The 20,047-nt window shown below is 59.3% G+C and carries 18 protein-coding genes and 1 pseudogene; 5 read left to right on the forward strand and 14 right to left on the reverse strand.

All coding sequences use genetic code 11. The features are described from left to right. Positions 1-12: 12 nt before the first annotated feature. From ACH9L7_RS16480 to ACH9L7_RS16495, 4 genes are all read right to left on the reverse strand, one after another. On the reverse strand, positions 13-1,149 hold the full coding sequence (locus ACH9L7_RS16480) for a hypothetical protein (protein ID WP_396613535.1): 1,137 nt from the start codon (positions 1,147-1,149) through the stop codon (positions 13-15). Between the two features lie 224 nt (positions 1,150-1,373). Further along, entirely contained in the window at positions 1,374-2,132 is a 759-nt protein-coding gene (locus ACH9L7_RS16485) for a class I SAM-dependent methyltransferase (RefSeq protein WP_396613536.1), read from the reverse strand. Further along, complete coding sequence (locus ACH9L7_RS16490; protein ID WP_396613537.1) at positions 2,122-3,159, reverse strand: HesA/MoeB/ThiF family protein; 1,038 nt, start codon at positions 3,157-3,159, stop codon at positions 2,122-2,124. The genes ACH9L7_RS16485 and ACH9L7_RS16490 overlap by 11 nt, the downstream gene beginning before the upstream one ends. 10 nt (positions 3,160-3,169) lie before the next feature. Further along, on the reverse strand, positions 3,170-3,451 hold the full coding sequence (locus tag ACH9L7_RS16495; protein ID WP_396613538.1) for a hypothetical protein: 282 nt from the start codon (positions 3,449-3,451) through the stop codon (positions 3,170-3,172). A 293-nt stretch (positions 3,452-3,744) separates the two neighbouring features. On the opposite strand from ACH9L7_RS16495, the gene ACH9L7_RS16500 reads away from it, so the two are divergent. Then, entirely contained in the window at positions 3,745-4,755 is a 1,011-nt protein-coding gene (locus ACH9L7_RS16500) for an aldo/keto reductase (protein ID WP_396613539.1), read from the forward strand. A gap of 204 nt (positions 4,756-4,959) precedes the next feature. Continuing rightward, entirely contained in the window at positions 4,960-6,384 is a 1,425-nt protein-coding gene (locus tag ACH9L7_RS16505) for a YjiH family protein (protein ID WP_396613540.1), read from the forward strand. 38 nt (positions 6,385-6,422) lie between these two features. On the opposite strand, the gene ACH9L7_RS16510 is transcribed toward ACH9L7_RS16505, so the two are convergent. Continuing rightward, positions 6,423-7,067 carry a helix-turn-helix domain-containing protein gene (locus tag ACH9L7_RS16510; RefSeq protein WP_396613541.1) on the reverse strand — a complete coding sequence of 215 codons (645 nt, stop codon included), beginning with the start codon at positions 7,065-7,067 and terminating at the stop codon, positions 6,423-6,425. A gap of 562 nt (positions 7,068-7,629) precedes the next feature. Between ACH9L7_RS16510 and ACH9L7_RS16515 the strand changes: the two genes are divergently transcribed. Continuing rightward, complete coding sequence (locus tag ACH9L7_RS16515; RefSeq protein ID WP_396613640.1) at positions 7,630-8,322, forward strand: PQQ-binding-like beta-propeller repeat protein; 693 nt, start codon at positions 7,630-7,632, stop codon at positions 8,320-8,322. A gap of 30 nt (positions 8,323-8,352) precedes the next feature. Here the strand turns inward: ACH9L7_RS16515 and ACH9L7_RS16520 are convergent, their stop codons facing one another. Next, on the reverse strand, positions 8,353-9,120 hold the full coding sequence (locus ACH9L7_RS16520) for a cytochrome bc complex cytochrome b subunit (RefSeq protein ID WP_396613542.1): 768 nt from the start codon (positions 9,118-9,120) through the stop codon (positions 8,353-8,355). Positions 9,121-9,292: 172 nt separating this feature from the next. Next, positions 9,293-9,511 carry a DUF1328 domain-containing protein gene (locus ACH9L7_RS16525; protein WP_396613543.1) on the reverse strand — a complete coding sequence of 73 codons (219 nt, stop codon included), beginning with the start codon at positions 9,509-9,511 and terminating at the stop codon, positions 9,293-9,295. Between the two features lie 423 nt (positions 9,512-9,934). Between ACH9L7_RS16525 and ACH9L7_RS16530 the strand changes: the two genes are divergently transcribed. Beyond that, on the forward strand, positions 9,935-11,869 hold the full coding sequence (locus ACH9L7_RS16530; protein WP_396613544.1) for an aconitate hydratase: 1,935 nt from the start codon (positions 9,935-9,937) through the stop codon (positions 11,867-11,869). A gap of 207 nt (positions 11,870-12,076) precedes the next feature. Here the strand turns inward: ACH9L7_RS16530 and ACH9L7_RS16535 are convergent, their stop codons facing one another. The 6 genes and pseudogenes from ACH9L7_RS16535 to ACH9L7_RS16560 all read right to left on the reverse strand — a co-directional run bounded on the left by ACH9L7_RS16535 (position 12,077) and on the right by ACH9L7_RS16560 (position 16,934). Then, positions 12,077-12,880, reverse strand: coding sequence for an HpcH/HpaI aldolase/citrate lyase family protein (locus ACH9L7_RS16535; RefSeq protein WP_396613545.1), 804 nt, complete (start codon positions 12,878-12,880; stop codon positions 12,077-12,079). A 121-nt stretch (positions 12,881-13,001) separates the two neighbouring features. Continuing rightward, the gene (locus tag ACH9L7_RS16540; protein WP_396613546.1) at positions 13,002-14,045 is read right to left on the reverse strand and encodes a bifunctional oligoribonuclease/PAP phosphatase NrnA; all 1,044 of its coding nucleotides are present in this window, start codon (positions 14,043-14,045) and stop codon (positions 13,002-13,004) included. Positions 14,046-14,092: 47 nt separating this feature from the next. Continuing rightward, positions 14,093-14,239: pseudogene (locus tag ACH9L7_RS16545) on the reverse strand (magnesium transporter); the annotation flags it as partial. A gap of 69 nt (positions 14,240-14,308) precedes the next feature. After that, a complete protein-coding gene (locus ACH9L7_RS16550) occupies positions 14,309-15,280 on the reverse strand; it encodes an AI-2E family transporter (protein ID WP_396613547.1) in 972 nt (323 codons plus the stop codon). A 415-nt stretch (positions 15,281-15,695) separates the two neighbouring features. Further along, positions 15,696-16,409, reverse strand: a complete 714-nt coding sequence (ric, locus tag ACH9L7_RS16555; RefSeq protein WP_396613548.1) for an iron-sulfur cluster repair di-iron protein — start codon at positions 16,407-16,409, stop codon at positions 15,696-15,698. Positions 16,410-16,547: 138 nt separating this feature from the next. After that, the gene (locus ACH9L7_RS16560) at positions 16,548-16,934 is read right to left on the reverse strand and encodes a cupin domain-containing protein (RefSeq protein WP_396613549.1); all 387 of its coding nucleotides are present in this window, start codon (positions 16,932-16,934) and stop codon (positions 16,548-16,550) included. Between the two features lie 542 nt (positions 16,935-17,476). On the opposite strand from ACH9L7_RS16560, the gene ACH9L7_RS16565 reads away from it, so the two are divergent. Further along, entirely contained in the window at positions 17,477-19,024 is a 1,548-nt protein-coding gene (locus ACH9L7_RS16565) for a M3 family oligoendopeptidase (RefSeq protein ID WP_396613550.1), read from the forward strand. Between the two features lie 468 nt (positions 19,025-19,492). Here ACH9L7_RS16565 and ACH9L7_RS16570 read toward each other — a convergent pair whose 3' ends face one another. Beyond that, complete coding sequence (locus ACH9L7_RS16570; protein WP_396613551.1) at positions 19,493-20,005, reverse strand: GNAT family N-acetyltransferase; 513 nt, start codon at positions 20,003-20,005, stop codon at positions 19,493-19,495. Positions 20,006-20,047 lie beyond the last annotated feature (42 nt).

Here is a 20,047-nt window from a genome sequence, read left to right on the forward strand (position 1 = left end):
GCAGTTCTTTTCTCACTCGTCGAGCGGCAGGTATTCGTCGAGTGCTGCTTCGGTGCGCTCGACTTCGGCGCGCTTCGTCTCCAGTTCGGCTTCGACTTCGCCGCGTTGGAGACGTGCCCGCTGGTCCTCAGTGAGAGACTCGCGAGCGACGGCCGCATCCCGGAGTCTACTGTAGTCGTCGCGCTCTGTGAGGGCACGGATGGTCCGCGCTTGTGCGACCGTCTCCTCGTCGGCAAATCGACCGACGACGGCGACGAGTTCGCGCGCTCGCCAGCGGAGTGCCGACGCCGATTTCGGCGGCCACGAGATGGTGAGCGGGTCGGCCGAGAGCGTCGCCAATAGCCGGGTGTTGGTTCCGACCGCTGACTGAAACGACTGCGAGTCGGCCACGTAGTGGTCGAGTTTCGACGGTGAGTAGTCGGCGTACTCGACGAGAACCGAAACTGGCTCCGACCCGATACTCGTTGATTCGAGATAGTCGCGCAAACGCGCCGGCAGCGCTGGAAACTCGACCAAGGGGTACGCCGTCGTCGTCTCCAGAAATTCCAGCACGTTGCGTGCGGGGGCGTCAGCAAGAAACTCGTCAAACGCCTCGGTGACGGCGTCGTTGTAGGCTTCGATTGGCTCTCGAAGATTCTGGGTTGGGGCGTCGAGGTCCGCCGCACCGAGTTCGCGTACACGTTCGAGGCGGTCGATTTGCTCACGCAACTCGCGTTTGCGGTCTTTGACGGCCCGACGCGCCTTCTTGTACTCGTCCCGCGCTGACTGCCACGAGTCGAGGAGCGCCGCATCGGTTCGAACCGGTTCGAGCGCCTCGCGGGCGTGTTCGAAATCAGACGACGAGAGTGTCGAGGTGACGCCCGTCGTGAGGGCGTTGTTTGCCTCGACAAACGCATCGGCGTGGCGAATCTCCGACGAGAGCGATTCGAGGACAGACGAAAGCGACTCGCGGAAGTCGATGTAGCCCTGTAAGTCGTCTCGGTCGGTCGCACGCTCTTCGTAGCGTGAGAGGACCGTTTCGACATCGTCAGCGGCGTCTGCAACCCTCCGGAGTTCTTCCTCACCGATTTCGGCAACTCGCTCGCGCTTCTCGCGGCGACGCTGCGCGGCACGCCGAAGCGACTCGACAGCATCGTCGGCGTCGCTCACGGGAACACCACCTGATTGGTCGGGTATCGGAGTCGGTTAGCGGGAGCCATCGTGCGTATTCGTACCAGTGTCGAGGGAAAAGTGTTGGTGGCACGCTGGCCTAATTCCGACCCGTGTCCAATCGGCTCAGTCAGTAGCGACGAGAACGACATCCCGCGCACCACCAGTAAAAGCAGCTTGCGACGGTATCGTAGAATAGGTGTGATATGGGTCCAGCAAACTATTCAGATGGATGATGAGCCCTTCGTCGCGCGCAATAGATAGCGCTCACAGGTGATGTCCTCGGATAGTGCTCCTTCCATACGCTCAATCTTTCGCTTGACGGCTGCCTCGATGGTTGGACGGGGGGCGTCCGGGAAGAATTGCAACGCTCGGTCCACCCCTTCGCTAACGTCCAGTGAGAAGGCACTTGCGACGGTCTCAGCACTGCTGACGTGACAGTCGAACCCATGGTCTGCCAAGTTGTTGGCAACCGATGCGCCAGAGCGACGCGTCTCGATTTCCAAGCCGTAGGACGGGTGTGACTCTCTGTCGTGTGGTTCCCAGTCAGAGAGTAGCAGCACACCACCAACGGCGAGTTGCTCGCTGACTGCGACCAGTTCCGAAACACCGTCTGGGATGAATCCGAGGACGCCTTCGACGACGATGGCGTCGAACGTGCCTGACAGGTCCGCCTCCTGGATGACGTTCGGTCGGAGTTGTGCGGGGTCGACCCCCGCGCGTTGCGCCGCAGCACGCATGTACGGCGAGGGTTCGATGCCCACCACGGTGGCACCCTGTGCTTCGAGGAACCGCATCGTCGTTCCCTGACCAGCGCCGACATCGAGGACGCGCTGACCCGTCCAGTCTCTCCCGGCGAGCAACTCCCGACTCGCAGTGACTCCACCGGGATGAAACGGACCGATTCCGAGGACAGCAAGGTCATCGAAGTAGTCGTCTTGGCTGACCCAATCCTCCCAAGAGACGCCAGTCTCAGACTGCATCAGTCTCCCCTCCACAGACTGGACAGGACGTGAGCGCGACGTGGTCTCGACGCTCGGCAGACAGCGATTCCATATCGAAGACGAGCGTGTGGGGTTCATCGGGACTCGCAAGCGAGCGTAACCAACGGTCGACCAGCGTCGCCCCAAGCAGCCCGTTTCGTGCCGCCGAGGACGGCGGAGTCACGTGTGTCCCCGGCCCAGTAACGGATGTCAGACCGTCCTCAACCGGGATTTGCTGGAGGCCACAAGTGCCACACCCCCGGTCGGTCCGGAACACGAGTGGGCCGAGCGTGGCCTGCTGTCCAGAATACGCGGCGAATCCGTATGGCACAGCGGCGGGATACAACAGACGGCTCGTGCGTCGGCGAATACCTGCCGACCGTTCGTCCGCGGTGACGAACGCAACATCGAACGCGGCGGCAGTTTTGGGCTCCCAATCAAAGAAATCCGCGTCGACCGCTGTTATCGACACTTCGTCGTCTGGTGCCGCCCGGTGCCGAACGGTTCGCGCTGCGACGTTCACCTTCAGTTCTCCGACATCGTCGTGCCGATAGAGGATTTGCCGGTTCAGGTTGTGCCGTTCGACGCGATCAGGGTCCACCAGTGTGAACTCGTTGACGCCAATGGCCGCGAGTTGCTGGACGGCGTGACAACCGATTCCACCCAAGCCAACGACGAGGGCGTGTGCGTCAGTGACCTGCTCGTGGATGGCCAGCGGGTCTGTCACTCCTTCATAGAGCGCGTAGGCTGAGAGCTGCCGTGACCAGCGCACCGGCCATTCGATGGGCAGTCCCCGCTCGTCGACAGCTCCGTTCTCGGCAAGCCCGTTCTCTATTAGCCAAGCGATGATTTCGGACTCTTTTGGTGGTGTCTCTCCGCGCACGAGGTGGTCAACGGCACGACGGTCGGCTGACGAGAGCGGCCCGTAGGTGTGTCGCTCGCCGCCGTCAATAACGACAAATGCCGTTGGCTCTTCCGCTGGTCCGAGATAAAATGCGTTCGCCGAAGGTCGAAGCCGAAGTGGCATCAACGGCCTCTCAGTTCCAGACGGCGACCACGGATGCCACGTCAGCGATGTAGCCAGCCAGTTCGCTCTCGATACTCCCCCCATGCGGGTCCGCTATCGCCCTCATCACGTCATCAACATCGACCTGCATGTCGTTTTCGACAATGATGTCCTCTATCAGGGACCCGTCGATTTTCTCCTGTTGGTAGAGGTCGCGCAGGAAGTACGCCTCGAAGCTGACGCACCCACCATTCACGTCTCCGCCTTCGAATTTCGATGCTGTCGGTGCCCACGTTTCGGATTCTTTGCTCATCTTGTAACCCACATAATCATTCATTTATGTTGTCATTAATCTATGGGTTGCGTTCTGGGGGCCATCCATGGTAATTTGTATCACAGACTACTCGAAATCTGGGAATTCACACTTTCCGCGTGAAATAACGTGGCTTCGGCATTCTGAGATTCTCGAACGGCTCGCATTCGGAACGAGCAGAAACGGACCGTTCTGAGTCGGTGGGAATCCGGCGAGTAGCGCACGGATTCCCCCGCAGTCGTGGACACACTACACAAGACTTTTTGTTCGAATCGTCGTACCAGAAGACGACTATGACTGTTCCCGAAGACGTCGAACTCGGCTTTGTCCCACTCGGGGAGACTGGCCTGCAGACGAGCGAACTCCAGTTCGGTACGTGGCGATTCGGTCGGGAGACCGAAGCTGGCAACGTCGAAATAGACGAGAAACGCGCACACGAACTCCTCGACACGTACGCAGAGGCTGGCGGGCGCTTCATCGACACCGCAGACGTGTACGGCGGCGGCGAAAGCGAGCGCTGGATTGGCGATTGGCTCTCCGACCGCGACCGCGAACGCTACACCATCGCCTCGAAGATTTACTGGCAGATTCGTGCCGGTGACCCGAACAGCCGCGGGACGAACCGAAAGAACGTTCGAGACCGTATCGACGCCCTGCTCGACCGACTCGGAACCGACTACGTCGACGTGCTGTACATCCACCGCTGGGACGACGACACGCCGACCCGCGAGATGATGAAGACGCTCAACGGCCTCGTCGAAGACGGAAAGGTCCACTACCTCGGTGCATCCACCCTGCGACCGAACGCGTGGAAGGTCGCAAAGGCCAACGAAATCGCCCACGCCATGGGGTGGGAACCGTTTACCGTCACACAACCACGGTACAACCTCGTCGACCGCGAAATCGAGGGCGACTATCTGGAGATGGCTCGGTCCTACGGCGTTGCAGTCTGTCCGTGGAGTCCGCTGGGGCAGGGCTTCCTCACCGGAAAGTACGCGCGTGACGAAGGACTCACGGGCGAATCGCGCGCCGCGGAGTCGAGCCACTTCGAACGGACCTACCTGACCGAGGAGAACTTCGACGTTCACGACGTGCTCGACGAGGTGGCTGACGAGGTCAGTGCGACGCCCGCCCAAACCGCGCTCGCGTGGCTCATGCACCGCGACGGCGTCACCGCACCTATCGTGGGTGCGCGGACGACCGAACAACTCGCCGAGAACCTCGCGGCAGCAACCATCGACCTGTCGGACGAGCAGGTCGAACGCCTGACGGAGGCCAAGGGCGGGCCGTACGCCGGGCTGTAGGAAACCGCAATCACATCACCAGCGGTCATTCGTTTTTGAGACGGCCGCCACAGGACAGATGTCGTTTTCCGCGAAAATCATCACCTGAGACATATCTGGCTGCCTATTTCCAGATACTGGAATGTCCCTCCATAACGATTTGTTATAAACAACTATCCGATGGGAGAGTGCACGTCTTTGCTATATATTAACAATCATGGAGTCATGGCAACGGAACAAGACCGGACGTGGACCGTAGAGAAAGAACCACACAGTAAGAGTATCGACGATATCGACCTCCACGAGATTCGCGGCCAACCGGTCGTGAAGTTCGTCACCGCGTTCCTCATCGGCGCGGTGTTCTTCCTCGTGCCCGTCCCCTACAACGGGGAGCTTACCGTTCCGTTCGACATCGTAGTGAGCACGATTACGGGGACGTTCCCAAACGCTGTCGGCGTCTATGCGCTCTCTATCATCGTCGCTGGCGGTGTGCTGACGACGTTGGCGACAGTTGGTGACGGGACGTTTGCGGGGTACGACCTGTCGTACTACGAAACGTCGACTGCCTTCTGGCTCCTGCGCCTTGCGGGCATCGCCGCCGCCCCAGTGATGTTCTTCAAAGTTGGTCCGGCGTGGCTTCACACGCCCGGGACGGGCGGGTTGATGTGGGGTGTACTCGTCTACAGCGTGGGCGTCATCATCCCCATCGGCGCGGTGTTCATCACCATCTTCGTCGAGTTGGGCGGCCTCGAATTCGTCGGGACGCTCGCTCGCCCAGTAATGCGCCCGCTGTTCAAAATCCCTGGTCGCGCCGCCCTCGACAGCCTCGCCTCGTGGGTCGGCTCGTACAGCGTCGGCCTGTACGTCACCCGCAACGTGTTCGAACAGGGCGGCTACAACAAGCGCGACGTGTTCACCATCGCGACCTGTTTCTCGACGGTGAGCATCGGATTCGTCGGCGTCGTGGCCGCGACGCTCGACATCTTGCAGTTGTTCCCCGTCGTCTTCGGCGCGTACTTCGTCTGCGTTATCATCACCGCGGCCATTCTGGTTCGGTTGCCGCCCATCTCGACGACGCCGAAAGAATACATCACCGAACCCGACCCGGAGACGGCGTTCTCGGGGTCGCTGAGTGAGTACATCCATCTGGCCCTGTCGGAAGCGGTCCAGAAAGCCGACGAGGGTGAATCGTTCCTCGAAGCGGCCAAGCGCGGGTTCATCGACGGACTGAAACTCACGTCGCTCATCCTCGGGACGATTCTGACTGTCGGCCTCGCAGCGACGCTGTTGTCGGCGAACACGCCCATATTCGACATCCTCGGGAAGCCGCTGACGCCCGTCATCGCCGCGCTGGGAATTCCGAACGCGGAGGTCGTCGCCCCGGCGACTATCGTCGGCATCACCGAGATGTACGTCCCCGTCCTCCTCGTCACCGAGACTGCGCTGAAGGCTAAGTTCTTCATCGCGGTGCTGGCCGTCTCGCAACTCATCTTCTTTTCCAGCGTCGGCCCGATGACGATGGACATGTTCAACGACGTGCCCATCCGGTTCCGTGACCTCGTGGCGATGTTCGTCATGCGGACGATTATCCTCATCCCGCTCATCGCTGGGATGACCCATCTCCTGGCCGCGGTTGGTCTCCTCGGCTGAGACCACCCGCCCCCCCGCTCAATTCTCGAAGTCCCTCGTCAGAGTAGTCCGATAAACGCCTCTGCCAGCTTTTGTTCGGCCCGGCGCAGATGATGTTCGAGCGTCCGACGCTCCACGCCGACGACTTCGGCGAGTTCGGTCGTCGTGGTCTTTCGAGGAATCTCGTAGTAGCCGCGCTCGTAGGCGAGGGTGAACGTTTCTCGCTGCCGCGGCGACAGATTCGGGAGGAGCGACTCTAACGACAACAGCGGTTGGTCCGCGAATACCTCCGTTATCGAGCGCTTCGATTCGACGTGCACGTCGTACTGCTCTGTGACGTCGGCGTAGAAATTCGTCAGGTCCTCGGAGCGAGACGCGAGTACACGAACCCGCTTTTTCCCACCTTCGTACCGAATCGGTGGGACGAGCAGGCAGTTGTGCGCCTCCAGATACGGTTCGACGTTGTGGTCGCTGTGCGCCTTCAAACACGCGTCGGTGATGATGACACGGCCGTGTTCACCGTGGAGTTCGTTGTACACGCCGACCGTTCGCTCGATGTAGTCGAACACGTCGTCGCCGACGGGACCGTCGATAGAAAGGAGGTCACAGTGACTGTTGCACCACAGCTCGATTCGGGCGTCAGACCCTGCCGTCGCCCGCTCGTACGGCGTATCACTGTCGATACGAAGCGTGGCTTGGTACATAGTCCCAATCGAACGCCGATAGATAAAAGACTACCCGTACGGAGAGGTGTCAGCACGTTGTCTCTGACGTCGTCAGGAGTCTCCAGACACGGAGGGAGTACACCACACCGACGGCCCCGGAGCTTTTGGCCACTCCATGACACGATGAGGTAATGCCCCCCAGACGTGCTGTGCTGGCTGCCGGGAGCCTCGCATTCGCGGGCAGTCTCGCTGGGTGCGGTACCTCGGCTCCGACGCCAGAACCCACGTTCGACGAACCCACAGCAGCGTGGTCGACCGCAGGGTACGACCCCGCTGGAACAGGCCACGCCCCGGCTGGTCCACGTGATGTGACCGCTGCGTGGAGCAGGTCACGTGGAAGTGTCGAACCACCGCTCTACGGAGCACTGAGTACGCCCGTCGTCGGGGGCGAGACGGTGTACGTGTCTTCTCTCGCGACGAGATATTACGACGCAGGTGAAAACGTGGGTTCCCTCGCCGCGCTAGACGACCGAACTGTCTGCAATCGACGCTGCGACCGGCACTCGACGTTGGCGGACGAGCGTTCGACGCGAGTCCAATCATCGCGGATGGGACCGTCTACCTTCAGCGGGGTGTCACAACGCACGCAGTGTCACTTTCGACCGGTGAGACACGCTGGCGAGTGCCCACGGGACTGCCGTCAGAATCGACACCGGCCGTCACTGACGAGACAGTCTACATCGCCAGAGACGACACGTACATCCGAGCGGTGGCGACTGCGGACGGGACGGAGCGCTGGCGCGTGAAAACCGACGCACGTATCGAGTGTAATCTGGCAGTGGTCGAAGACACCGTCTTCGCCGGAACTGATTCAGGAGATGTGCTTGCCCTCGACGCTGCAACCGGGACTGAACGCTGGCGCTCCCAACTCGCCCCGCGCCAGTCGGGAGACAACACGAGACCCGAGCGACCAGAAACCATCGCGACTGACGGAAGTCGAGTGTACGTCGTCACGGACACGACGATAGTCGTTCTCGCGGCTGCAGACGGGACTCGTTGCTGGCGCACCCGCTCATACCAAGGGAGTTACGCGAGTGGTGTCGCTGTCGGAGGTGGGAACGTGTTCGTCCCGACGAACGAGAATAATGCCGCGTTGACCGCCTTCGACGCTGCAACCGGCGATACGGTTCAGCAGTTGGTGGGTGAAGACTTCCGGCACTTCGACATCGGCCCGAGTGTTGCCGAAGGCGGCCTCTACGTTGCTGGTGGGAACGCTGTGGCGCGGTTCAGTTAGAGAGAAACGCGACCGAAACGGCCAACCGAACTACTTCGGTGGCCGAAGTCGGTAGTACCGGCGATTGAGGTCGTACATGTACCCTTCACGCATCGTCTTCAACACCGCGTAGGAGACGACGCCCGCCACGAGCGGCAGGATGAACGTCAGGTCGAAAAGCAGGTCGACGTTCATCGGGATGAGGTTCTTCGCCGAGTAGATGCTAATCGTGAGCGCGAACACGACACCGCCCACACCGATAGACGCCCAAAACGGTTCTTCGACAGGACGGCGCGCGCTCCCCTTGTTGAGGAAGGGAACGATAGCAATTGCACCGACGACGACGCCGTTCGCGAGGACGCCGTAAGCACGGTCACCTAACAGCTTCTGCCCGCCGAGTACGGCAAGTTCGGGGTTCAGCGGACCGAGTTTCAACAGGCCGAACGACCAGTAGAGGTACCAGTCGGGAAGGATGATACCGGGTGTGTCGGACGGGTTCGCGGGTGCACCGATGTGCGGCGGCATCGTCGCCGCGAGGAACAGAATCATCCCGACGAAAAACGACGCAATCGAGAGGTTGCGGACCAGTTCGTGCGGCCACGCCGGGAATCCGAGCACGTCGCGTTCGACGTAGTCGGACTCCATGCGCAGGTCTTGGTCCTCTCTGCGTGAACGCTCGAAGTATTCGTATGTCAGCCGTGAGAGGCCGGTCGACCGCTTTTTCCGCTCGTGCCACGCCGGGGTTTCGTTGTCCGGCGCGACGACCCCCGCCCCATCGCTGCGAATGTCCTCGTCGTGGGATTCGCTTTGTTCACTCATGTATATTCAGGGACCTGTCCGGCGGTTGAGACGCTGATGGCAAATAATTGTCCCTTTCCGAAGTCGTCGTGCTAAAAGTATGGCCGAGTTTCCAGACGAACGACAGCTCGTACTACGGGCGCGTTCCCAGTTGGACCAATGGGCGAAGAGTACCCAGGGAGAGGGGGTGAGTCTACAGAATGAACGCGACAATAGCGAGGACGACGAAGATGATGACGAGCCATTTTGCGATATTCATACTGACTCCAGCGACCTCCCGAGCACCGAGCACTGCTGCAACGAGCGCGAGTATCAAAAAGAGGACTGCAAGCTCAATGAAACCACCCCCGAACTGCAACGGCACCGCTTGGACTGAGACGGCACTATCCAGGACTCCGTGTGGTACTACCATAACACACTTACGTCTCCCAGGTACTTTAACCTGAAACGTATTCACACCCATCCTGTTTTTGATTAATCGGGTGGTCCCATCTGAGTAGCATTGATTAACTCGGTTAATCAGGACATTGTCCCATTCGGAAATTCGGGGCTACTGTCCTCTCGCCAGCCGTATTCAAGTTGACGTTCAGACGGTACGTCGCTCTGTTCGCCCGACGTTCGCTCGAGAAAACCTCTACCGACTGAACCATAGAGAGATATTCGAGAGTCGATTTCTAGATGGTTAGCATCACTCTCTTATCACCCCTCCGAGCGTTATGAATGAGAGGTAGCGTGTGACACTTCTCAGAGGGTTGGTTTCGCACTTTCCTGTCTGTGCGAGCCGTGGTCGAATAGTTACCGAAGAACAAAGGGGGTATTCGTCGTATCTTAACCCATGCCAAGAACTGTCACAGAAAAACTCATCGAAGACCACCTCGTCGACGGCCGGATGGAGCCGGGTGAAGAAATCGCACTGGACATCGATCAGACGTTGACCCAGGACGCCACCGGCACGATGGTCATGCTCGAGCTCGAAGCCATGGACGTCGATCACCTCGAGACCGAGCTGTCTGCCCAGTACGTGGACCACAACCTCATCCAGGAGGACAACAAGAACCCCGACGATCACCTGTTTCTACGAAGTGCCTGCCAGAAGTGGGGAATCTGGTTCTCGCCCGCCGGCAACGGCGTCTCGCACCCTGTCCACCAGGAGCGATTCGGAGTGCCGGGCAAGACGTTGGTTGGATCGGACTCGCACACGCCGGCCGCGGGCGCGATGGGCATGCTGGCGATCGGAGCCGGCGGCCTCGACGTCGCGATGGCGATGGCTGGCGAGCCCTACCACGTAAACATGCCTGAAGTGTGGGGCGTCGAGCTGCGTGGCGAACTCCCCAAGTGGTGCAGCGCCAAGGACGTCATCCTCGAGATGCTGCGCCGCCACGACGTCGACGGCGGCGTCGGTCGTGTCATCGAGTATCACGGACCCGGGTTGGACTCCCTGACCGCGATGGATCGCCACGTCATCGCCAACATGGGCACCGAGCTGGGTGCGACGAGTACCGTATTTCCTGCCGACGATGCCGTAAAGCGGTTCCTCGCTCAGCAGCAGCGCGAGGATGAGTTCAAAGCGTTACACGCCGACGACGACGCCGAGTACCACGTGACAGAGACGATTCACCTCGACGAGATCGAACCGATGATCGCCAAACCGTCCAGTCCCGGCAACGTCGTTCCGGTAGCGGACGTGCAAGGCGAAGAAATCTACCAGGCCTACATCGGCTCCAGCGCAAATCCGGGACTTCGGGACTTCGCAGTCCCGGCGATGATCGTCGACGGACAGCGGGTTCCCCCCGAGATCAGCTTCGACGTGAACCCGACCTCCCGGCAGATGCTCCAGAATCTGACCGAGATGGGGTATCTCGGAATGTTGTACGCGAGCGGTGCCCGCGTCCACCAGGCCGGGTGCAACGGATGTATCGGAATGGGCCAGGCACCGGCCTCCGGCCGGAACAGTCTGCGAACGGTCCCGCGGAACTTTCCCGGACGCACTGGCACCCGCGAGGACAGTGTCTTCCTCTGTAGTCCCGAAACCGCGGCCGCCAGTGCGCTCACCGGTGAGATCAAGGACCCGCGCACCCTTGAGGAGACCCACGACATCGAGTACCCGACCTGGACCGAACCCGAGGAAATCATCGTGGACGAGACGGCGCTCAGTGCGCCCCCCGAGACCCCCGGCGGCGAGCTGGAGAAAGGACCCAACGTGAAGTCCCTCCCGGCGTTCGAACGCGTGCCGGACGCGATTACCGGCCCCGTGTTGATGAAGGTCGGCGACGATATCTCGACCGACGAGATCATGCCCGCCGGCTCGGAGGTGCTCCCGTATCGGTCGAACATCCCGAAGATCAGCGAGTGGGTGTTCGACCAGGTCGAGCAAGGCTTCTACAAGCGAGCCCAAGAACAGGGAGCGCCGTGGCTAGTGGTCGGCGGGTCGAATTACGGGCAGGGGAGTTCGCGCGAACACGCCGCACTGGCGCCCTACTATCTGGGAATGCGGGCGGCACTGGCCGTCAGCTACGCTCGCATTCACTGGCAGAACCTCGTGAACTTCGGTATCGTGCCCCTCGAATTCGTCGACCGGGCCGATTACGAGGCGATCGAGCAGGGTGATACCCTCGAACTCCCCGACGTTCGCGAGGAGATACAGAACGGAAACCGGGTCACAGTGCGTAACGCCACCCAGGGCACCGCCTTCTCGGTCGAGCACAGGTTGAACCCGCGCCAGGTCGAGATCGTGCTGCGAGGTGGGTTGATCGAGGACTACAAGCAGTGAAACGAGAATCCCCCGGGAGATCCTGTTCAAAAACCATACTCATTTATCGTTTGCTATAGGGAAACGGTTCCGGGACACTGGATGTACACTGGCAACTGAGACTACAATTTCTGTTCTTTGATTGTCAATCTGATGGACCGGCGAGACCAGCTCACCGAGTATCGCCGCGGATCGAAATCCCGATTCAGAACGAGCAGTACCTGTCACTTATTTATTTACTGGTCGTTCGCCCGTATAGGCGTCGAACCAGCCAGTGACGGTCTGCTGGAGCGCCCCAGTCGTGCTCCCGAGGTTTAGCATCTGGTAGCCATTCGCCGCTTTCTCGTTGACATCGTCTATCCCGAATCCGAGACCGCCAACGGGAACACCTGCATCGACGGCGTTCGAACGAATGGTCTCGACGGCTTCCTGCACATCCGGGTGGTCGATTTCGCCGGGACAGCCGAGCGATACGGAGAGGTCGAGTGGGCCGATGAAGACGAATCCCAGTTCTGGGACCGACAGAATTTCGTCCAGATTCTCGACGGAGGCCTCAGTCTCGATGGTCACGCCGACGACCGTCTCCCGGTCCTCGGTGGCAATGTAGTCGTCGGCGAGCCCCCAGCGTCGGGCCCGGGGCGACCCAAGTCCACGTTCTCCCGGATTCCCGTCGTAGCTGAATCGAGCGGATTTGACCGCCTCACGGACCTCTGTCGCCGTCTCCACGCGCGGCAGAAAGACGTTCCTGACCCCGAGGTCGAGAGCCTTCCGGACCAGCGTTGGGTCCGTGTCGGGGAGTCGGACGAGCAGTTCGAGGTCCGTCCGTTCGGCAGCGCGTAGGAGGTCCTCCATCAGACTCGCGTCCCACGGGTCCGGACCACCATGTTCGAGATCGATCCAGACGAAATCTAAGTCGAGTTCACCGTAGAATTCCACGAGTGTGGGACTGTACGTGTTGTCGAGCAGGCCGAGCGCAACGTCTCCGCTCTCTAACGTGGCTGCGAGGTCGTTCGTCAATGCTGGATGGTCCATGGACGTATATTCCGGCGCGAGCAAGAAACATCTATTGCAGAATTGGCGTTTACGGTCATCGATAATTCGACGCTGGTCCATCTGGCGTTGGACGTCGGGGTTCCCGCCTGACTCATCTGTCTCACTCAGCCTCTGATGGACTCGATTGGTCGTCCGTTTCGTCGGTGAGGTTGAGCCCAGCCACGAGACGTGCCGTGATGACCTGTTCGACGATGGCGAGCAACTGCGTATCGTCGCTCGTGTAGTCAGCGAAGATACCGAGTGGGACTTCGCCACCCGCCATCTCCCGATGACCGCCAGCACTCCCGACATCCGCAAACGCCTCGTGGAGCACGTCGCCGATATGGACCCGTGCATCCGTCGACCGTGCACTGAGCTGGATGGTCTCCGCTAGTATTCCGAAGACGATAGCGGTATCAACACCCTCTAGCGTGGCGAGATAGTCGGCAGCTTGTGGTAACGCATCCCGTTCGCTCGTCCGGCCGACGTGAGAGATGAGTACCGACCCCCGTATCGTCCGGTTTTGAATGGCGGTCGCGATGGCGTCGACGGTCGCGCCACTGACCGACGGTGAGGACAACTGCCCGAGCAGATCTTGATCGACGTTGTCGTGGAGATATCCCGCCGCGTCGTACTCTGCCCGAGTTGCTCCTCGGAGGAAGCCGAGTGTCTCACGTCGAATCGCAAACAGGAGCGCCGTCGCAAGCGTCGTATCGAGGTCGATGCCAAGTTCTTGAATATACTCGGTGAGGATAGTCGCAGTCGCTCCAACGGCCTCGCGGTGATCGACGAACCGGGCGTCAATCTCCTCGACTGGATGGTGATCGATGACGATATCCACAGGGGTTCCCTCGGGGACCTGGTTGTTCGCGCCTGGGACAGCGTGATCGACAAACGCAAGCAGCGACCCTGCATCTCGGTCTTGAACGGCAGCAGGGTCGAACGGTTCGAGGTCGACCTCGAGCAGATTGACGAACGCACGATTCTGCTGGTGGGAAATATCGCCACTGTACAGGATCTGTCGCGCGTCGATACCGGCAGCAGCTGCAATCCGGCCCAGTGCGAGTGCACTTGCGAGACAATCCGGATCAGGATTGTTGTGACAGACGATAGTGAGTTCACTGCCTTCGGCGAGTAAGTCGTAGAGTGACTGAGCCGTGCTCATCGTCCTGTATTTCAGTGGCTAGATAGAAAGAAGTAAGGAGGGACGTTTCACAGGAGCACGACCTGCGCCAGTCCAAGGAAGAGAAAGAACCCAAGAACGTCAGTCGCGGTCGTAATGAAGATGATAGCCAACGTGGCCGGATCGCAACCGAGCCAATCCAGCACGAGTGGAACGAGTGCGCCGAAGAACCTCCGGCGAACCACGGTTGTGGCGCTTATCGAGCCCATTTTCGACCAGTTGCTTCCTTCGGAAACGGTCTCCTGTCAGCCGACGGTCGAGTCCGCTCGCTCCTGGGCAAACAGGTCAAGGACGATCTTCGATCCGCCGAGTATGACGGGGCCGACGAACAGACCGATCGCCCCAAACAGGACGATTCCCCCGAAGATTCCTACGACGATGGTCGCTACGTTGAGCGCTCCGCTCCGGTTGATGATCGCCGGGCGAAGGTAGAGGTCCGAGGCGCTGACCACCGACCCGTAGACGAAAAGCAGTACCGCTGCGGTGGGACGACCGATTACGAGCAGGTAGCCCGAAACCGGAAGCCAGACACCGAATGCCCCGATGAGTGGGAGCAATGTGAGGACAAATGTCGCTACGGTCAAGAACACAACCCCAGGCATGCCAACGAGCGCCAATCCGATGCCGAGCAGTACCGCCTGGACCCCCGCGACAGCGACGTTCCCGATAACGGACGCCCACATGAGGGTGTCAAGTTCTCTAAGAAGTTCCCTCTCTACACGATCAGAGATAGGGACAACCGAACGCAGCCATGTCACGAGCTGTTCACCGTCTCGCAACAATGCAAATAGTACGAACAACGTCACGGTGAGTCCGATCAACACGCCGGGGAGACCGCCGATGACGGTTACCGCGCCGGTTGCGAGACGTTGTACTCCAGTAGCGATTGGCTCTTGATATGTCGCATACAACAGTTCGAAATCGATCACATAGCCAATGGTTTCGATCCGGTCCTGAATGGTGTCGAGACTGAATTCCCCTTCTTGGAGGACGGTTAGCAGCCCCAGTCCCTGCTGGACTGCGACTGTGAGGATATATGCGACCGGAACGAAGAGTGCAAATATCGAAAGCGAGATGAGGGTAAGGGCGGCCGTGACTGGGGTTGTGTAACGCTCGAGTCTCCGCTGTGCGGGTGCGAGAACGTATGCGAGGACGATTGCGAGCAAGATATACTGAAGCTGTGTGAAAACGAAAAGTAGGGCGAGAACGGCGCTCACTACCGCCAAGATCGACAATACAGTATGGTCCGAAAACCAATGTTGACGGTCTCCCTGTCCAGTCATATCCGGTATAAGGGCCCCCTCATTCTTGACTTGTGTGTGCGGAATCAGGCTATCTGTGAGTGGTCGTCAACGGTACCGAGCACTGCCACGATTGAAATAGACACCCTTGTGACACTTCATTCGAAATGCCCCGTGAATCTACATAAAATATTTGATAGAACGTGGATGAGACGGTGTCAATACCAGTCTTTTTCGTTGTTAGCGTCTTTTTTCGGTATGTTTTTCTCTTTGAATTCTCTGAAAGTCCAGTTAGATTTCAGACGTTAAAAGGAGTATCTGGAATCGGAGGCGCGACCCCTGGTTCGGTTTTGGTGTCGGTTCTCTGGCGTTGATGTTCTGGCGTCAGGGTTCAGGCGTCGGCGTCGAAGGCCGACTCGACGGCGGGGAAGAGGACGTTGTTTTCCTTGTGGACGTGGAGGTGGGTGTCCCGCTCTAACTCTTCGAGGCGTTCGATCATACTCCGATAACTGGCACACGCACCCTCCGGAACCGCATAGCCGTTGGTCAGGTCGGCAAGCCGTTCGAGGCGCTCGGCAGTCGCCTCGTGGTCGTCTTCGAACCCTTCGATTTCTCGTTCGATGGTTCGAGTCTCGTCGTCGGTCAGCGACTCGCCGTCGTCGATTTTTCGGGCGATTGGGAAGAGGTCCTCTTCTTCTTCGACGATGTGCGTCTGCATTTCTTCGGCGAGGGCGACGAACTCCCGTTCGACCGACTCGAGTTCAGGGTGGTCCTCGCTGTGGACTTTCGTAACCTTGTGGACGAGTGCCTCCAGCGTGGGGAGTTCCTCACGCAGGCGGTCGTGGTGCGCCGAAACGATGTGGTCCGAGAGTTCTGCCAACGAGTCCCACTCGAACGACTCGTCGTCTGCATTCTCCTGTACTTCACGGAGTCGCGCTTGAACAGCGTCGATATCTGCGTCAGCCGCTTCGCAGGCTACTGCGAGCGGTACGTCGCCACCGCAGCAGTAGTCGATACCGAACTCCTCGAAGACGGGCGCGAACGCCAGTGTCTCTTCGACAAACGAACTCACCTGTCGGTCTGGGTCGATTGTTTCTGTCATCATGGTACTCACCACTTGCTACCGATATCTCCGTTCGAGACGGACGTAGCTATTCGCCCGAACACGTTCGCTCAGCGCACTGTTCGACGAGAGACAGAGGAGAAGCGGGTAGGAGAATGGAACAGACGAAACGACAGCCGCTCAGTCGTCGGCTGCCATCGGTTCGAACTCACCGGTTGCGAGTCCCCGACGGACTGGGTCGTGTTCTTCGTCTGTCGGCGGCGGCGAAGTCACCAGCAACGCTTCGAGCCTCGAATCGTCGTCAGCTTTGATACCGCGTTTCGTGTCCGCCGGAACGGTGATGATGTCACCCGGTTCGACGCGGTGGTCGGTTTCTCCCTCCCGGACGATTCCGGTCCCCGACCGAACGTCGACCACGAGGTCGCTCGACGGCGCGTGAACCGGAATGAACTGTCCGGGCTCGAAATAGCCACAGATGACTTTCACGCGCTCGCTTCGGAATCCAGCCTGTGCGGAAAACCGGTCGTCGTCGTACACTCGCTCGGCGTCGAAGTCGATTCGAGGCATTACTGCTCACCTCCGAACTGCTGGTTACCTCTCGGCTGCAGCTTTCGATACGTGTGCTTTCTGACCGCAGTCTGCTCGTCGGGTGTCATAGGTTGCATCTTTTCTAACCGACCCGTCAAATTCGGTTGAGCATTGTGCCGAACTGGTTCGGTCCGATCCCGATAACTGACGGAATATTTATATCATCTCGGAGAGACCCAGCGAGTAACGACGGCAGATCCATGACCAATTAATCCTTTTTGGCGCTCGATTACGCCGCCACTGCCGCTGCTATCGTCGATATCCACCCAGCGACTGCTCCGACAATACGCATGGAACTACCAGCCCGAACTGAAGTCAGCCCCGAGTACCGTTTCGATTTGACCACAATCTTCGAGAGCCCAGACGAATGGAAAACCACCTGTGACGAACTCCTCGAAAGGGTAGAGAACCTTGACAATCTGGCAACAGAGCCCCCGGGGACAACCGCGGAACTTAGAGAACTCCTCTCTGAAACCGAATCGTGTCATCGACTTCGCCAGCGACTCGACCTCTACGCAACCTTGTCGAGGAACGTTCATACCGACTCCGAGGCTGCGGAGAAACGCCAACTCGAATTCAGGGACTTAGAAGCTGCTTTCGACCCCGTCGTGTCGTCGGTCCGTCGAGCACTCGGCGATATCGACGACGACGACTTCGCCTCACTCGTCGAGCCATTAGCAGACTACCGCTACTACGCAGAGAACCTCCGCTCACAGGCGAACCATGTCCGGCCGAAGGACGTTGAAACGGTTATTAGCGAGCATGGAGCGGTCAGATCCGGAGCGAACCGGGTTCTTCGAACGATTACGACCGAAGATTTCGACCCACCAGAAGTGAACCGTCCCGACGGGGAATCCGTCGAAATCCGACACGGGAACTACCAGACGGAGTTGTCCCACCCTAACCGAGCCTACCGGCAGCGTGTGTACGAAGCGTATCACACGGAGTGGCACCGGTTCGCTGCAACGACGATTCGAGCGTCCGCAGAGAAACTCTCTGCAGCAGACACGGAGTCCAGACTGCGTGGATATGACTCCATCCGGCATCGAGACCTTCGAGGCACGTATCCCGAATCCGGTCTCGAACTCGCCGTCCCCGAATCCATTCACGATGCGCTCCTCGACGCGGTTCGAAACAACCTCGGCCCGTATCACAGAGCACAACGGATACGGCGAGAAAGGCTTGATGTCGAGACGCTCCGCCCGTGGGACCGTCGTGTGTCGCTCGCTGAACCGTCCGCCCCGGATATCGAATACGAGGACGCGTTGGAGCATATCACAGACTCACTTGCACCGCTTGGAGAAGCGTACGTGGACCGAGCGCGAGATTTCCTCACCGACCGCCGTATCGACGTGTACCCGACGCAAAACAAACGAACCGATATTCCAGCATATTGTCCGTCCTCGGCAGCAGACGGCGCGTTCGTTCTTGCGAACTTCCGAGGCGATGTCAGAACGATGTTCTACATCACGCACGAACTCGGTCATGCACTGAACGTCGCGTCTCATCGAGTGTCCCCGGCACGGTATGCGACAAGCCCCTCCGCTATCTGTGAGATCCCCTCGATTCTGCACGAGTTACTATTAGCAGAGCAGTGTGTACAGGAGGGTGGCCCACTCGCTGCCCACGCCCAGAATCGCCTAGTCGAGTGCATTGCAGGAAATCTGTATCGAAACGCCCGTTCTGCGGCGTATAACCACGCTCTCGCCACAAAAATCGAATCCGGAGAGATACTGACACCGGAGGTGGCACGGAAACTATTCAACGACCTACTCGACGAGTTCGACCCGGTCTACGACCGTGACGGAGTTATCGACCGGGTTGAGGGGGTCGGTCTTCGGATACCCTATTCGAGTTATCAGTACGTACTCGGTGCAACTGGGGCACTCGCAGTTCGTGAGCGTCTCCAAGAAAAGTCGATAGTATCCGAGGACTACCGGCAGTTCCTTCGACTGACCGGGCGCAGATCCCCACTCGACTCGCTTTCGGCACTCGGCATCGATATCCAATCGGAGACTCCCTTCGAACGCGCCGCAGCGAGGTTCGAAAGGTATCTCGACGAGCTGTAGCAGGTCGCCGCCGCACCTCTAGTTGACCATTTTAGCTCGAATTGTGGGTTTAAAAGTAGCCCACCTCGACTCAGTTCAGGTCTGTTCGTTGCTTATTGTCGCCCCGGTCAACCCGCTGCCGCCAGACGGCACCATACACGATGAGGGGGACGACCACCACGTTGGTGAAAACCACGACGAACCCTAGCCTGCGGAGCGGAGGTCGTGTTTAACAGTCGATGACGTGCGTCGCGAACGAGGATTGACCGAAAAAGAGACTGACTCGCTCGCCGTCTCTGTGCAGCGGCGAGGACTGATCGGCTCCGCGGACACCGTCGAGACCGACGGTCAATCCGGTCTTCCGGGAACACCGACTTGTCTTTGCCGGAAGATAACGAATCCGCCAGTCACAGCCGTTCGGGCGAGCGATATCACGTTCATCGAACCTGAAGCACTCGGAGTGGGTCGGAGTGGAGACAGATAACGTGGTCAGTCGCCGTCCAATTCGAACGGACGTTCGAGCACGTACCTGTTTTCCGGATAGGGCTTGTCGCTGATTATCGTCTCACGTTCGTCGGCGTGTTCAAACCCGAACCGTTTGTAAAAATCGTTACCGGGACCGTTCTCTACGAGGACCATCGCGTTAACCCGTTCGACGTTCTGCGCCTCGAGGTCAGTACATGACTGCTCGAGCAACTCACGTCCAATGCCCTCTCGGCGGTGGTCGGGGTGAACGTAAATCCGAAGGATATACCCCACCTTTTCGGCGTTGCTCCACGTCACGTGTGCGAACCCGATGACTGTGTCCTCGCGTTCGGCAACGAGAATCCGCGCTTGGCTCTTGTAGAGTTCGGCCGCAATCTGCTCGGGAATGTACCAGTCAGTAACGGCTGTCTCGGCCGTTTCACGGGTCAGGATTTCCGGATAATCGTTTTTCCAAGACTGTTCCGCTACCCGAAGGATAGCGTCGACATCGTCTTCGGTCGCAGTTCGAATTGGCATGCATATACATAGCACAGATAGTACGATAGTCCTTCCTCACTT

This window comes from Haloferax sp. S1W (genome assembly GCF_044593955.1).
Lineage (GTDB): Archaea > Halobacteriota > Halobacteria > Halobacteriales > Haloferacaceae > Haloferax.